We start from the raw sequence: 14,966 nt of genomic DNA, 5'->3' as shown, positions 1-14,966 counted from the left end.
CAAAGGAATCTATCAGTGCGCAAGATGGGACTCGAACCCACACGTCAAAGACACTGGAACCTAAATCCAGCGCGTCTACCAATTCCGCCACTCGCGCAACAGCACAGAGTTTACCTTATTGGAAGGGGTAAGTGCTGAGGATCTAACTTGGATGGGCGCGTCAATGGAACCCCAGCTAAGCTCAGCTTATGACTCAACTTCAGGTGGGGGAGAAAGCCCCCGATTTCACTCTTGAAACAACTTACGGCACGCTTTCCTTGCACGATCTGCTGGGACAGGCGAAGTCAGGTGTGGTTGTTTATTTCTACCCCAAGGCATCGACCCCCGGGTGCACGAAAGAAGCATGCGATTTTCGCGACAGCCTCAATTCACTGAAAGGTGCAGGGTATTCGGTAATCGGCGTTAGTGCCGATTCGATGACTGCTCTTGAGAACTTTGCTTCGCGTCAAGATCTGAATTTCCCCTTGGCTTCGGATCCCGAAAAGGAAGTTCTCACCAAGTGGGGTGCCTTTGGTGAAAAGAAGAACTATGGAAGGGTCTTTCAAGGAATTATCCGCTCCACAGTTGTCCTTGACCCCTCTGGCACCGTCACCCACGCCCTATATAACGTGAAGGCAACGGGGCATGTCGCACGTTTGCGGAAGTTGCTGGGATTGGATCAATAACGCTCCTGAACAGGAAATCGGGCCAAACCGCTTCATTGCGATTTGGCCCAATTACTCTGTGGTGTCGGGATAATCTCTGGGCAACTCTGATAATCCGCGAAGTAGCTTCCCAATCAGTGAAAAATGCCTATTGTGAAGCTGGAGCTTTCTCTTATAGAGAGGTCGCCTGAATCTCCGGATCGAAAAGCGGCACCGGTGAAGGACGACGTTCCTCTGCGGTAGCAAAGGCTTCAGCTGCACCGACTACGGTGTGTAGATCGTGCCCATCGAGCATCCACTGTGCCGGAGTTGCTTGCTCTAAGGCGTCGAGCGGACGCTGGAACCATGTTGCCGCAGTCAATTGATGCACGCGTCCACGCAGGCGCCCGAGCACTTCGGACATTTCATCGATAACCGAGTGGTTGGCCATGAGCTGCCAGGTGGGGTAGTACCACATAGTGGTGGGTGACTGAACTGCAAGAATACGGTTTGTTCGCACGGCCTTGTTGATCCCCTGACGCGAGATACCCAGCCAGGCAACGATATCTGAGGTGGTACATACGGGGCCAACGAGCTCGTGAAGACCCGGACGCGGGTCTGTCATAGAACGGATCAGGTGAGTCGCTTGTTCGACGATATCTGGGGTAATCACCGTGCGGCGACGGGCGCTGAGCTGTTGTTCAATCGATGCGAGCAGATCTTTCTCAGAAGAAGTAAGACGACGCATAAGAAGCTCCGAGGATAGTAGGGCACGAATACTCATAGTCGTATCCGACCATTGGCGCCGCCTCGGCAATGGGTGCGTCATGGGGGACTTGAACCCTCAACCCGCTGATTAAGAGTCAGCTGCTCTGCCAATTGAGCTAATGACGCTTGGGTTATGTGTTTACAGTAGCACATCTATCAACATGCTGCGTGCGTCATGAGGGAATTGAACCCCCAACCCGCTGATTAAGAGTCAGCTGCTCTGCCAATTGAGCTAATGACGCGTGTCCTTGGGACAGGAGAAAACAATACATACGTTTCGAGCAGTTCGCAAATTCACTTTGCCTTTCTCAAGTCGCAAGGCGCTAGGCTAGGGGAGTGCATGCAGCTGACATTTTTATGAGCGATAGTCGTTCAGTACGCGAGAACGCGGTTACTCAGGACTATCTCAAGACAATCTGGAGCGCTGAAGAGAACGGACAAGCCGGTATTGCGGTCCGTCTCCTTGCTTCGCGTGTCGGCGTTGCTGTCTCCACGGCCTCGGAGAAGGTCAAGCGTCTGGTTACTGAAGGGCTTGCCTTCCATGAGCCCTATGGAAAAGTGACCTTGACCGAGCAAGGACGCCGGCGCGCACTGGAGGTGGTCAGACGCCATCGCTTGCTCGAAACCTATTTGCATGATGCGCTCGGTTTTGAGTGGGACGAAGTTCACGAAGAAGCGGAAATCCTCGAGCATGCGATCTCAGACCGCCTGCTCAATCGAATCGATGAACGCTTGGGGCGCCCGGTGCGTGACCCGCATGGAGATCCAATTCCTTCTGCTGACGGTAGTGTCGAGCTCGTAACAACGATTCCCCTTATTGAGATCCTCCCGGGGAACAGAGTGTGTATCACGCGTTTTAGTGACAGTGACGCAGCGAGCTTGCGTTCGATTGAAAATAAAGGGCTTGGTCTTGACGACCAGGTTGAAGTTCGTGAACGTGGTGAAAATGGAGAGCTTGTGCTCAGCGTTTATCCGCCTAAAACTCGCAGTGGGGCCCAAGAAAAAGAGCGACGCCTTGAGCTGAGTGCCCAAGAAGCCGCACTTATTTCTGTCGTGGGAACGCTGCCTAAGTAGTGTTTGCTCAGTTGTATGAGGTTAGTTCAGCGTGTTCATCGACGCTGGGACCAGTGAGCCGTAACCCTCACTGATCAGCTCTTGACGAAGGTTATCCATGGCCTCGTCAAGCTCGGTATCACTGGCCGGAGCGGCATTGCTGAGCAGGACGTCGCTTTCTTGGCGCAGGGGAATGACGTGGAGGTGGGTGTGTGGCACCTCGAATCCGGCAATCACCAATCCGGAGCGCTGTACTTCAAAAGCGACTTCTTGGGCGCGTCCAATAAGCTGCGCAACCTTCATGAGATGCTCGCACGTTGACGTATCCAAGGCTGTCCATGAAGGGACGGGCTCGCGCGGAACAACTAGGACGTGCCCGGGACTTGTCGGCTCGATTGTCGCGAATGCGACGCAGATGTCGTCGGCCCACACAAAGCGTCCGGAGAATTCACCAGAGATGATTTTTTCAAAAACGGTACTCATAGCTCTATTGTCTAGCCCCCGGCTGGTTTTGCCTAGTGGGAATAAACAGGCAAATTCGCGCTAATGCACTAACCTATATAAGGCATAGAACGAGCCTGAAGATAGTGAATTTTCAGGGTAAATGGAGGCAAGGATGAGCGAGATCTCGACAGGCGAGCCCAATTTCCGTTATACGGCACAGTTGGCCGGTGAGATCGAAAACAAGTGGCAGGACCTATGGGATGAGCGAGGGACCTTCTTTGCAGATAATCCTGAAGGAGATCTTGCTGGAGACCTTGCTTCGCGTGATCCTTTCTTCCTCCTCGACATGTTCCCCTACCCCTCAGGTAAGGGCCTGCATGTTGGGCACCCGCTGGGCTATATCGCGACTGATACGGTTGCTCGTTTCCACCGCATGCGTGGCGAAAATGTTCTCTACACAATGGGATATGACGCATTCGGTCTTCCTGCCGAGCAATTCGCTGTTCAAACCGGTCAACACCCGCGCGTGACGACCGAAGAAAATATCGCCAACATGCGACGCCAGCTGCGTCGTCTGGGTCTTTCTCATGACCGTCGCCGTTCGTTTGCAACCACTGATGTCGACTACGTTCACTGGACTCAGTGGATCTTCCTACAGGTCTTTAATTCCTGGTTTGATCCCCAGGCACCCCGTCGCGATGGTCGAGGCCTGGGTGCTGCACGCCCGATTTCAGAGCTTGTTGCGCAGTTTGAGTCAGGAGAGCGTGAGCTCCCGGAAGAATTCTCCGCTCGCTCATGGAATGAGCTGAGTCCGCGTGAGCGTGCGCGCGTTATTGATTCCTATCGACTGGCCTACATTTCTGAGGCTCCTGTTAACTGGTGCCCCGGTCTGGGTACTGTCTTGGCGAATGAAGAAGTAACCGCCGAAGGACGTTCAGAGCGCGGTAACTACCCGGTCTTTAAGCGCTCGTTGCGCCAGTGGATGATGCGCATTACCGCTTACGGCGATCGCCTGATCGAAGACTTGGACACCATTGATTGGCCTGAAAAGGTGCGCACCATGCAGCGCAATTGGATCGGGCGCTCGCACGGTGCAGAGGTCGATTTCCGCGCCGTGGGTGATGGCGTGTCAGATAGCGAGTTCACCGTTTACACGACACGTCCCGATACGCTCTTCGGAGCGACCTTCGTGGTCTGGTCTCCCGAGCACCCCCTGCTTGGTGGAACCACTCCCGGTTCATCCTCTGACCAGGCTGCGCTCAAACTTCCCGCATCGTGGCCGCAAGGAACGCGCCCCGAGTGGAGTGCTGGCTATTCAACTCCTGCAGAGGCAGTGGCGGCTTACCGTGCACAGGCTGCGGCAAAGACCCCGGAGCAGCGCGCAGAGGATGCGGGAGAGAAGACCGGTGTCTTCACTGGACTGTGGGCAATTAACCCTGTGAATCAGAAGCGTATCCCCGTCTTCATTGCTGACTACGTGTTGATGGATTATGGAACCGGCGCCATCATGGCGGTTCCTGCGCACGATGATCGTGACTGGGAGTTTGCGCGTCGTTTCCAGCTGGACATCATTCGCACGATCGGTGATGCTGAGGATCCCACTGCCCACGATCTGACTCAGAGCGCCTACACCGGTGACGGTGTTGCTGTCGACTCAGCCAATGAGGAAATCAGCCTCAATGGCCTCGATAAGGATGCTGCAAAGGCAGCGATGACGCAGTGGCTGGAATCCAAGGGACTGGGGCGCGCCGCAACAACCTATCGTTTGCGCGACTGGCTCTTTAGCCGTCAGCGTTACTGGGGCGAGCCCTTCCCGATCGTGTGGGATGAGGATGGCGTTGCGCACGCGCTTCCCGAAGATATGCTCCCCATCGAGCTTCCTGAAATCAGTGATTATTCACCGCGTACTTTCGACCCCGACGATGCCGATACCGAACCCGAGGCGCCTCTGGGACGCGCTCAGGAATGGGTCAATGTCACCCTTGATTTGGGTGATGGCCCCAAGAAGTACCGCCGCGAGACGAACACCATGCCTCAGTGGGCAGGTTCGTGCTGGTACGAAATGCGCTATACCGATCCGAGTAACCCCACGACCTTCGCAGGTGCAGAAAATCTGAGCTATTGGATGGGGCCGCGTGAGGACAAGATCAGTGGTGGCACCGACCTATACATTGGTGGTGTCGAGCACGCTGTGCTTCACCTGCTCTATGCACGCTTCTGGCAAAAGGTTCTCTTCGATCTGGGATTCGTTCCCGATAGCGAGCCCTACCACAAGCTCTTTAACCAGGGCTATGTGCAGGCTTACGCATACACCGATGCGCGCGGACAGTACGTCCCGGCTGACGAGGTCGAAGGCGATGAGACAAGTGGCTTCACCTGGAAGGGGCAGCCCGTCAATCGCGAATACGGCAAGATGGGCAAGTCGCTCAAGAATATCGTTACGCCCGACGAGATGTACGACGCCTACGGTGCGGATGTCTTCCGTGTCTACGAAATGAGCATGGGACCCCTGGATGTTTCGCGTCCGTGGGATACACGTGCAGTCGTCGGCTCGCAGCGCTTCCTTCAGCGCCTGTGGCGAAATGTTTTGGATGAAGAGACGGGCGAGGTCACCGTTAGCGATGAGCCGATGGACAAGAAGACGGCTCGTCTGCTTGCACGCACAATCTCCGAGGTCACCGTTGAATACGAGAACCTGCGTATCAACACGGCGATCGCCAAGCTGATTGTTCTGAACAACCACCTGACCTCTTTTGATCGCGTCCCTCGCGCGGCCGTCGAGGCACTGATTCTTATGCTCTCTCCTGTTGCTCCGCACATTTGTGAGGAACTGTGGCAGAAGTTGGGGCATGAGGAATCGCTTGCTCGCGTACCTTTCCCGGTCGTGGAAGACGAGTCCTTGCTTGAAGACGACACCGTGACGGCTATTGTCCAGGCCAATGGCAAGCTCCGTGCGAAGCTTGAGGTTCCCGTGTCGATTAGCGAAGATGATTTGCGCGCTCTTGCTCTTGAGCAGGCGCCGATTGTCAAGCTTCTTGACGGACGCGAGCCCCTAAAGGTCATTGTGCGTGCGCCGCAGCTGGTAAACATCGTTCTTCCGAAGTAACCATGCCTGAAGGAGATGCGATCCATCGGATCGCCAACACGTTTTCTGTCCTCTTCCAGGGCAGCCAGGTCGAGACTTCGTCACCGCAGGGGCGTTTTGCCTCATCCGCACAGTTGATTAACCACCACAAGGTTGTCGCTGTGCGGGCGGTGGGCAAGCACATGTTCGTTGGTTTTATGCCGGCCGAGGCTGCTGCCTCTTGTGCTGAGGAAGCAAAGGCTGCGGAAGCTGAGTTCGCCGCTCACTTGGGCAGTCCCGAGGCCGAGGCCGCATTGCCCTTCACGGGATCATCGCCGTTGTGGGGAGAGCACGCTTTCCCCTGTGACGAGGAGCTCCAATGGCTCCATATTCACTTGGGTCTCTATGGGTCTTGGCGTTTTGATGCTGATGAGCGTGCATTTGATGTCCCATCCTCCATTGGAGCGCCACGCACGAACTGGGTGGCAACAAAAGGTCACCGACATGCGGCTCTGAAGTGGGCAAGCTACGCAGACGATACTCTGTACGTCGAAGATAATTTGGCGTCTGGAAATATCCAGAAGCACGGTGAGGAATGGAATGCCCCCGATCCTGTTGGACAGGTTCGCCTGCGCGTGTTGTCTGAGCACGCAGTCGCAGATGTTACCGGTCCGAATCGGTGCGAGCTAATTTCCGATGAAGATCGACGTGTTGTCGAATCCAAGCTGGGGTGTGACCCACTTCAGCCGGGTGCCACGCAAGATCCTGCAACGCGTAAGCGTTTCATTGAGATGATCCGCGGACGTAAACGTCCGATCGGTGAGCTCTTAATGGACCAGTCGATCGCTGCTGGAGTTGGGAATATCTATCGTGCGGAAGCATTGTTCCTGGCCGGTATTTCACCGATGAGGGCAGGTAATCGCCTCTCGGTTCAGCGTGTTGGGCATCTGTGGGATATCGTCTGCGAGCTGATGACGCGAGGCCTAGAAATTGGACGTATCGATACGATTCGCCCCGAGGATCAGCCTGATCCAATTCCAGAAGGCGATGAAGAATTGGCGCGCTGGTACATCTACCATCGCAGCGGACGGCCATGCATTAAATGCGGGACGATGATCAGTGAAAAACTCATGCAAAATCGCCGTCTTTTCTGGTGCTCGAATTGCCAGAACTAAAGCGGTAGAAAGACTTCGCGGTAGGGGACAGCTCAACTAATTGCGAAGTGTTTCCCTGTGCTTGAAGCATTTCTGTCTAGCTTGCGGGGGAGTTTTCGCCTTCTTGGAAGATGTCGTAGATCTGTGGAAGGTGAACATTCGCCTCGTCGATTCTGACGATGAGGGAGGATGCTCCCCAGTCCTTACAGCGACGCGCGCACTCTGCGACCAATGCGGTGGCAATTCCGCGGCCTCGGAACTTTGGGTGAACCATCAGGTCGATGACCTGTGGAAGTCCACTGGGTTCCTCGACGGGGGGATCGACGACGACAATGATCGCGGCGATTAACTCTCCTTCGATCCAGCCACCTAGGAACGATCCCTCCAATGGGGTGCCGAAAACCCCGTCAAAGCACAGGCGCATCTCGTCTGTTGCTTCAATATGTGCCTCGATACTTGGGCGGATACCGTATGCCGCTAAAGAAAGCTCAGCGAGTTCCGGGATATCGAAGCGCGTCAGTACGCCGATCTCACACTCTGTTGCACCGCGAAGGCGCGTCAGTGCGTCAATCTGTGCCTGTAGAGAATGTCTGTCCATAAGGACAGAATATGTGATCTGTTACACGGGTGACGGTGCGTGAGAAGGTGTGCGAACTCACAGAGTGGGTTCTGGAAGTTTGTTCCAAAGCTTGACAAATAGAAGGAACTTAGATGTACCAGGTGGGATCATCTTCCCAGCAATTTGGATCGATGATGAGGTCTCGATCGTCCTCCACCATTCGTTCTTCTGGTTTCTGACGTAACTTTGCTGGGACGCCGATCGCAACAGCGTCTTCGGGGACATCCTTGGTGACGACGGCATTGGCTCCAACTTTGGCTCCATCACCTACAGTGATCGGGCCAAGAACCTTTGCGCCAGCACCGATCATGACGTGATTACCAATGGTTGGATGACGTTTTCCGGGGTTCATGGCGACACCACCCAAGGTCACCCCGTGGAAGATCACAACGTCTTCACCGACCTCGGCTGTTTGCCCAATCACGACCCCAGTGGCGTGGTCTATGAATACGCGGCGCCCGATAGTTGCCTCGGGATGAATATCAACCCCGGTCGCCATCCTTGCAATTGAGGAAAGGACACGGGCGGGGGTGCGTAGCGCGGGGTGAGACCACATCGCGTGTGTCACCCGGTGAGTCCACAGTGCGTGGACGCCGGGGTAGGCGAGTGCGACTTCAAGAGTCGAACGTGCCGCGGGATCGCGCCGTTTTGCCGTTCGAAGATCCTCTGCAAGAAGCTGAATGATCTTGCGTGGAGACGAGGCCATGGGTAGTTCTCCGTCAGTTGCTCGTGGTCAGTGTTGCACTTGTGGGGGGGATGAAGTGCTCGGGGCTTTGGATTGTCCTGTGCGTTCTTGGGTGAGAACGCAGAAATGGGGTGGATGAGCCGCGAGCTCATCCACCCCAGACCTGTCAGTCGCGCAGGTTTTCGAAGAGCGCTGTCGAAAGGTAACGCTCACCGGTATCGGGGAGGATCACGACGATTCGCTTACCTTCGTTTTCAGGGCGCTGGGCCACCTGGATCGCTGCGGCAAGTGCTGCTCCTGAGGAAATACCAACAAGCAAGCCTTCTTCCGCGGCTGCTCGTCGCGAAGTCTCCAGAGCAAGTGGGGTTTCAATATCGATCACTTCGTCAACGACGCTGGGGTTATAGGTCTGAGCAACGAAGTTCGGGCCGAGTCCCTGGATGCCGTGAGGGCCAGCCTCACCACCGGTAAGAAGCGGGGACTCTGCAGGTTGAACTGCAATGACCTTAACGTTGGGCTTGAGTTCCTTGAGGACAGCACCCACACCAGACACAGTTCCACCCGTACCAACGCCTGCGATGAAGATATCAACGTTCTCATCGGTATCGCGAAGAATTTCTTCTGCAGTTGTACGACGGTGAACGGCGGGGTTTGCAGGGTTGGTGAACTGGGAGGCGATGATGGATCCGGGACGAGAATCGCGGATGCGCTCAGCTTCTGCGACAGCGGCGGTTACTCCACCCTTGGGGTCGGTAAGGACCAGTTCCGCACCAAAAGCGCGAATAAGAACGCGGCGCTCGAGGCTCATCGAGGAAGGCATGACAATGACAACCTTGTAACCGCGTGCTGCACCGACCATCGAGAGTGCAACGCCGGTATTTCCTGAGGTGGCTTCGATAATGGTTCCGCCCGGCTTAAGCTCCCCGGATGCCTCTGCGGCGTCAACAATGGAACGAGCGATACGATCCTTGACGGAAGAAGCGGGGTTGAAAGCCTCGACTTTTGCGACGATTTCCGCGCCACCTTCGTTCAGGCGGTTAATTCGAACCAGGGGAGTGCCACCGATGAGATCGGTGACATCTGTTGCGATGTTGGTCATGATGTCTCCTAGATGTCGCTTCGTGCCATGCACGTAACTGCAACTCTATGGGGAGCCAGATTATTCCGCGATTTCTATGTAACGTTGTCCCAGGGGGCGAAAAACGTACTGGCCTGAACTGAGCGTAGCGAGCAGGTTCTCAGCTTTTTCCAGTTGCTCAGGGCTCATCGCCATGGTGAGTAATACAGAGGATCCCCACTGAGCATCGAGTACGTGCCCACCTAAACGACGTAACTCGCCTTCAATTCGTCCAGCATCGACGGGAGCGAGTTCGGTTTCAACGACAGTCAGCGCTTCCAAGCGTGCGAAAGGGGCCCGAGCAAGCGCCTCGCTGGTCGCGCTTGAATAAGCCCGCACGAGGCCACCGGCGCCTAGGAGAATTCCTCCGAAGTAGCGCGTCACAACGGCCGTCACATTCCATAGCTCATTGCGCTTGAGAACATCCAACATGGGAGTTCCAGCGGTTCCTGAGGGCTCTCCGTCATCCGAAGAATGTTGAGAAGGTGAATGGCCTTCTTCTGCGATCATCCATGCTGAGCAGTTGTGGCGTGCCTGCGGATGGGCGTCTTTCACCGAATTGATGAACTCACGGGCTTCTTCGGGTGTATCTGTCCTAGCGATCGATGCAATAAAGCGCGATCGTTTAATTTCAATCTCATGGGACAGGCTCGTGCCTGAAGCAAGCACTCGAAGAGAGGACATAGTGTCTTCATTGTTGCATGAGTGATTGTGAGGCCGGGAATGAGACGAGCTTCGCACGAATAATTCCTTTGGAATATGCGTACTTTTGGCCCGTCGTGCTACAGTGGTCAGGTTGTCGAAAGTCATATCTATATGGCTGTGTATCTGAAGGATACGCATCGACGCGGTAAAAACGTCAGAACTAGAAGAGGAGCGGTAGGGTCATGGCAGTTCCCAAGCGCAAGATGTCCCGAGCAAACACCCGCACTCGCCGGTCCGCATGGAAGGCTGATCTCACTGAGCTGAACACCATCAAGGTGGGCGGCCGTGAGGTGCGTGTTCCCCGTCGTCTGGCGAAGGCGTACAAGAACGGCCTGCTGGACGTCGAGGACTGATTCCTCCGTTCGCAAGTTTTTGTGGGGCCCGGTACCGATTGGTGCCGGGCCCCACACTGTTGTTTCAGGTTCAGCGTTCTACGATTGACGCATGTGGAACGAACTCATCCTTGACGCGCACTCGATTTTCCGGCTCTTCATCGGTATCGTGATCATCTCTGCTCACCTGACTTTGACAAAGAAACAGAGCCTTACCCAATTCACTTCTATTGACTTCATCGGAAACTTTATTCTCGGTGGGATCATCGGCGGTATTATCTATAACCATTCGGTTTCTACTTTCTCCTACGTTGTACTGCTGCTTGCAGCTGTGGGCATGATTTCGCTTTTTAACTTCATTGCTTCCCGCTTTATGCCCGCGCGGCAAATTGTCAAGGGCAAAGCGGTGACCATCATCAATCACGGCCATTTCGTCATTGATTCTCTCGATGATGCAAGTAGCGCGTTCGACATGATTAACTTCACCGAGCAACTTCGTTCGCGTGGAATTTTCTCAGTTGAAGATGTCGAATTTGCACAGTATGAGTCAAACGGCTCTTTGACTGTGATCAAGAAGGGCGATGGAAGCTTGAGCTACGTCTTAGTCTCGAAGGGACAGATTGTTCAAGATCAACTTGAAGCCTCTGGCCAGAGCAAGGAATGGCTTACTAAGGAACTCGAACAACAGGGAATTAAGCTCGAAGACATTTTCTTTGCTGAGCTCGAGGGGCGCGAGAAAATTTATATCGTGATGAATGATATGACGGCTCGTTCTTTCGCATTCAGCCTTGAGAACTCGCAGGAAAATGCGGAGCAAAAAATGGATTAGGCGACTTCGTTAAGTCAGCTCTTTGCTTCTCCTTTGAACAAGGAAAGTTAAAGTGGTGGGGCGGTCCTTTCGGAACCGCCCCACCACTTTAACTACACGGTGTCAGTCGTGGATCGCTTAGTGTGCGATGATCACTCGCAGGTGACGAGGACCGTGAACGCCATTGACACGAACCAATTCGATATCCGAAGTTGCAGAACCACCGGCGATCCAGGTTGTTGGACGCTCGGGATGCTCACCTAAGATATCGACGGCCTGTGGGACGGTCGGAACGATCGCAGAGCGCTCCAGAATTGCCACATGAGTATCGGGAACAAGAGTGATGGCGCGGCGTCCTTGATCAGGTTCGCCGTCCAAAATAATCGTTCCCGAAATGGAAATCCCGACGCGAGTGCGGGTCACAACGGCATCGATATCGTCCAATTCCAATGTCGGAATAGCGTTCTCGCGCGAATCTTCACGTACCTTTCGCTTATCGCGTCCAGCCGCCTTCTTGAACTGATCATCGAGGCCGGTGGGAACGACAACCGAGGAAGCCTTGGCCTCGGAAAGGAACTTTGCGATCGCATCTTCGATTGCCTGATCATCGCGTGCTTCGACAACCTGCGCTGAGTAGTCCTCAAGCTTCTCAATCATCTCAGCAACGACTTCATCCGAACCGGGGGCATGTTGGCCTTCGCGGATGTAGTTACGAGGAATTTCTCGGACGGGACGTCCCTCTTGCGAACGCTCAATGGCCTCGCGCGCACGGGCGAGGATAGCGGTCTTCGCATCCATAACCATCTCAGGCCTCCTCAGTATTCGTGTGAGTAGTCATTCCGTGCTCACTCGCCAAGGGGATGTCCCTCGCCGGCGCATCGGAGCGCGGAGCCGAGGCATCTGAATCGGGGTGAGTGCGCCGCCACCACTGGCGGAATGTTTCCTTCGGAGCGACCGGAAGATCGCGGGCAGTAGTCCATAGCGAGGCCGGGAAGGGAAGAGCACCGATCTTTCCCTTCTTCTTGGCAATACGGGTTGCCTTGACACCGCTCGTTGCCAGCTCCCACGCCTTTGAATTAGACATAACAGGAGTTGATGCACCCATCGCCAAATCCCAGATATCGGGCACGAAATTGTGCTTGACATCCACGGTACGGGCACGCATATGGATGAGGATATTCGGAATCTTGATCTTGACCGGGCAGACCTCGCCACACGCACCGCACAGAGAGGACGCGAAGGGAAGGGTGTGGACAGGATCCTTCTCATCCAAGCCTTGAGTTAGCTGTGGCGTGAGGATGGCGCCGATGGGACCGGGGTAAACCGAACCGTAGGCGTGGCCTGAAGTGTGCTGGTAGACCGGGCAGATATTCATGCAGGAACCGCAACGAATGCATGCAAGGGCTTCACGGCCAATGGGATCGGCAAGCGTCTTGGTGCGTCCGTTATCCATCAAGATCAGGTGGAATTCCTGGGGGCCATCGCCTGGGGTGACGCCGGTCCACATCGAGGTGTAGGGGTTCATGCGCTCACCAGTGGCAGAGCGGGGGAGAAGCTGGGAGAAGACCTCGATGTCCTGGTAACGAGGAACCAGCTTTTCGATACCCATCAATGTAATGAGCGTATCGGGAAGGGTCAGGCACATACGTCCATTACCTTCCGATTCGAAGACCGACACAGTTCCGGTTTCAGCGATACCCATATTGGTGCCTGAAACCGCGACCTTGGCGTGCAGGAACTTCTTACGAAGGTGTGCGCGTGCGGCGGCCGTCAATTCCTGAGGATCATCAGAAAGATCGCGCGGAGCGTCTTCCATTCGATCGAGGAAGATGCCACGAACCTCGGAACGGTTACGGTGAATTGCGGGAACGACGATGTGGCTGGGCATATCGTCAGCAAGCTGAACGATCATTTCCGCCAGGTCGGTCTCGCGTGCGGAAATACCTTCGTCCTTCAGGAACTCATTGAGGTTTGTTTCCTGGGTTGCCATCGACTTGATCTTGACGACTTCGTCGACGCCCTTGGACTTAATAATGTCCGCGATGATGCGATTCGCTTCATGCTTATCGCGTGCCCAGTGGACAATGCCTCCGCGGGCGGTGACATTGCGCTCGAATTCTTCCAGAAGTTCAGGGAGTCGGGATTCGACCTCAAACTTGATCGCTTCTGCAGCGTCACGCAGATCTTCCCAGTCGGGCATTTCTGCAACGCGCTGACCGCGCTTAGCGCGAATGGTGCGGGTCGCGTGGCCCAGATTGCGACGCATCTGGGTGTTTGCGAGGGTTTTATGCGCGGCCTCGGGGAAGGTAGGACCCCAGCGAAGAGTGTCTTCGGGAATCTCAACTGTCGTTCGCCATCCTCCGGTGTGAACCGCAGCATTGGAGTCATCGCCCGAGGCAACCCCGGGCATACCGATGAAGGTTTCAGACATTTCAGATCACCTGTGCGCTTTCTGGAGCGAAGGAAATGTTGCCAAGGAAAGGCTTGTCCTTGGTGGATGCAAGAATCTCTGCGAGGTGCATGGGGCGGATTCCCGAGTTCAGTCGAGACAGGCCACCACCGACGTGCATCAAGCAGGAGTAATCACCCATGACCAGAACCTCGGCGTGCGTTGACATGACATTCGAGACCTTGTCGGCAAGCATTGCAGTCGAGGTCTCGGAGTTCTTCATGGCGAAGGTTCCGCCGAAGCCACAGCAAACCTCAGCGTCCGGCAGGTCAACAAGGGTCAGGCCTTCGACTGCGCGAAGCAGGCGGTAAGGGCGATCTCCCACGCGTGCGATACGCAGTGAGTGGCAGGTCGGGTGATATGTCACCGTGTGGGGGAAGTAAGCGCCGACATCTTCCAAGCCCAAGACATCGGTGATGAGCTCGGTGAGATCGTAGGTGTGTGCGGCAATCTGCTGAGAGCGCTTTGCGAGCTGATCGTCGCCAACGTGCTCAGCGACGAGCTTTTGCTCGTGTCGGGCGGCACCCGTGCAAGAGCCGGAAGGAACCACAATTGCGTCCCATTCGCCGTCAAGGACGGGTTCGAAGGTTCGAACGTGGTTGCGAGTGATCTTGGCGGCATCTTCGAAATAGCCGGTGTTGGCATGCATCTGGCCGCAGCAGACCTGGCCTTCAGGGAAGACAACTTCATGGCCCAGTCGTTCAAGCAGCGTGACTGTTGCTTGGGCGGCCTGGGGGAACATGACGTCTGCCAGGCAAGTTGAGAAGAGAGCGATACGCACTGGGAGATCCTTTCTCGTAGGTGCTATTTCTCAAAGTATGGCTGGGTCTGAGGTCCCGATGGGGGATAAGGTGTTACGGCTTTGCTGAGTGTGGGCCAGAAGTGTTGATTTCGTGCGGAAAAGTCGCAGAATTAGATCGCTGAAATGGCGGCTTCTCTTGAGCGATTCGCCGCCCCAAAAACACGACTTAAGACAGAGTATCCTTTCCTTTTTCAGTTTTACGTCGCTGCGGTACGCGAAAACAATGACCCGGCCTCGTGGATTGTGAACTGCCTCCCGTTTCTTGGACATCGAAATTGAAGTCCAGGGAATGGGAGGCTTTTCATGTCTGTGGATCTGCGGTTGAGGCATGATCGTTTGCTTC

At 55.2% G+C, this 14,966-nt stretch carries 15 protein-coding genes and 3 tRNA genes; 6 read left to right on the top strand and 12 right to left on the bottom strand.

The window, feature by feature from the left end; all coding sequences use genetic code 11:
• Positions 1 to 16: 16 nt before the first annotated feature.
• Positions 17 to 97: transfer RNA gene (locus KHW85_RS06465), tRNA-Leu, on the bottom strand.
• Between the two features lie 91 nt (positions 98 to 188).
• Here KHW85_RS06465 and KHW85_RS06460 point away from each other — a divergent pair.
• Positions 189 to 665: a peroxiredoxin gene (locus KHW85_RS06460; RefSeq protein WP_291459248.1), complete on the top strand. Its 477-nt coding sequence runs from the start codon at positions 189 to 191 to the stop codon at positions 663 to 665.
• 151 nt (positions 666 to 816) lie between these two features.
• On the opposite strand, the gene KHW85_RS06455 is transcribed toward KHW85_RS06460, so the two are convergent.
• From KHW85_RS06455 to KHW85_RS06445, 3 genes are all read right to left on the bottom strand, one after another.
• Positions 817 to 1,407, bottom strand: a complete 591-nt coding sequence (locus KHW85_RS06455; RefSeq protein WP_291459247.1) for a hypothetical protein — start codon at positions 1,405 to 1,407, stop codon at positions 817 to 819.
• Between the two features lie 37 nt (positions 1,408 to 1,444).
• Positions 1,445 to 1,517: transfer RNA gene (locus KHW85_RS06450), tRNA-Lys, on the bottom strand.
• Positions 1,518 to 1,560: 43 nt separating this feature from the next.
• Positions 1,561 to 1,633, bottom strand: a tRNA-Lys gene (locus KHW85_RS06445).
• Between the two features lie 115 nt (positions 1,634 to 1,748).
• On the opposite strand from KHW85_RS06445, the gene KHW85_RS06440 reads away from it, so the two are divergent.
• Complete coding sequence (locus KHW85_RS06440; RefSeq protein ID WP_291459246.1) at positions 1,749 to 2,465, top strand: metal-dependent transcriptional regulator; 717 nt, start codon at positions 1,749 to 1,751, stop codon at positions 2,463 to 2,465.
• A 21-nt stretch (positions 2,466 to 2,486) separates the two neighbouring features.
• On the opposite strand, the gene KHW85_RS06435 is transcribed toward KHW85_RS06440, so the two are convergent.
• A complete protein-coding gene (locus KHW85_RS06435) occupies positions 2,487 to 2,927 on the bottom strand; it encodes an HIT family protein (RefSeq protein ID WP_291459245.1) in 441 nt (146 codons plus the stop codon).
• Between the two features lie 133 nt (positions 2,928 to 3,060).
• On the opposite strand from KHW85_RS06435, the gene KHW85_RS06430 reads away from it, so the two are divergent.
• Complete coding sequence (locus KHW85_RS06430) at positions 3,061 to 5,994, top strand: class I tRNA ligase family protein (RefSeq protein ID WP_291459244.1); 2,934 nt, start codon at positions 3,061 to 3,063, stop codon at positions 5,992 to 5,994.
• A 2-nt stretch (positions 5,995 to 5,996) separates the two neighbouring features.
• On the top strand, positions 5,997 to 7,127 hold the full coding sequence (locus KHW85_RS06425) for an Fpg/Nei family DNA glycosylase (RefSeq protein ID WP_291459243.1): 1,131 nt from the start codon (positions 5,997 to 5,999) through the stop codon (positions 7,125 to 7,127).
• A 76-nt stretch (positions 7,128 to 7,203) separates the two neighbouring features.
• On the opposite strand, the gene KHW85_RS06420 is transcribed toward KHW85_RS06425, so the two are convergent.
• From KHW85_RS06420 to KHW85_RS06405, 4 genes are all read right to left on the bottom strand, one after another.
• Positions 7,204 to 7,704: a GNAT family N-acetyltransferase gene (locus KHW85_RS06420; protein WP_291459242.1), complete on the bottom strand. Its 501-nt coding sequence runs from the start codon at positions 7,702 to 7,704 to the stop codon at positions 7,204 to 7,206.
• Between the two features lie 109 nt (positions 7,705 to 7,813).
• The gene (gene cysE, locus KHW85_RS06415) at positions 7,814 to 8,431 is read right to left on the bottom strand and encodes a serine O-acetyltransferase (RefSeq protein ID WP_019126136.1); all 618 of its coding nucleotides are present in this window, start codon (positions 8,429 to 8,431) and stop codon (positions 7,814 to 7,816) included.
• A 145-nt stretch (positions 8,432 to 8,576) separates the two neighbouring features.
• Entirely contained in the window at positions 8,577 to 9,509 is a 933-nt protein-coding gene (gene cysK / locus KHW85_RS06410) for a cysteine synthase A (RefSeq protein ID WP_291459241.1), read from the bottom strand.
• A gap of 60 nt (positions 9,510 to 9,569) precedes the next feature.
• A complete protein-coding gene (locus KHW85_RS06405) occupies positions 9,570 to 10,211 on the bottom strand; it encodes a YigZ family protein (RefSeq protein ID WP_291459240.1) in 642 nt (213 codons plus the stop codon).
• Between the two features lie 203 nt (positions 10,212 to 10,414).
• Between KHW85_RS06405 and rpmF the strand changes: the two genes are divergently transcribed.
• Positions 10,415 to 10,585 carry a 50S ribosomal protein L32 gene (gene rpmF / locus KHW85_RS06400; protein WP_009409287.1) on the top strand — a complete coding sequence of 57 codons (171 nt, stop codon included), beginning with the start codon at positions 10,415 to 10,417 and terminating at the stop codon, positions 10,583 to 10,585.
• 91 nt (positions 10,586 to 10,676) lie between these two features.
• Positions 10,677 to 11,393: a DUF421 domain-containing protein gene (locus tag KHW85_RS06395; RefSeq protein WP_291459239.1), complete on the top strand. Its 717-nt coding sequence runs from the start codon at positions 10,677 to 10,679 to the stop codon at positions 11,391 to 11,393.
• Between the two features lie 117 nt (positions 11,394 to 11,510).
• Here the strand turns inward: KHW85_RS06395 and KHW85_RS06390 are convergent, their stop codons facing one another.
• Genes KHW85_RS06390 through KHW85_RS06380 form a run of 3 tightly spaced genes read right to left on the bottom strand, consistent with a single transcriptional unit; the run spans position 11,511 to position 14,602 of the window.
• Entirely contained in the window at positions 11,511 to 12,170 is a 660-nt protein-coding gene (locus KHW85_RS06390) for an LUD domain-containing protein (RefSeq protein WP_026066557.1), read from the bottom strand.
• A 7-nt stretch (positions 12,171 to 12,177) separates the two neighbouring features.
• On the bottom strand, positions 12,178 to 13,803 hold the full coding sequence (locus tag KHW85_RS06385) for a LutB/LldF family L-lactate oxidation iron-sulfur protein (protein WP_291459238.1): 1,626 nt from the start codon (positions 13,801 to 13,803) through the stop codon (positions 12,178 to 12,180).
• 1 nt (position 13,804) lies between these two features.
• Entirely contained in the window at positions 13,805 to 14,602 is a 798-nt protein-coding gene (locus KHW85_RS06380; RefSeq protein ID WP_291459237.1) for a (Fe-S)-binding protein, read from the bottom strand.
• Positions 14,603 to 14,966: the final 364 nt, after the last annotated feature.

Source organism: Actinomyces sp. oral taxon 181 (assembly GCF_018370895.1).
In the GTDB taxonomy this organism is placed as follows: domain Bacteria; phylum Actinomycetota; class Actinomycetes; order Actinomycetales; family Actinomycetaceae; genus Pauljensenia.
Note: the sequence above shows the minus strand (reverse complement) of the source record. Positions and strands in the feature narration are given on the sequence as shown.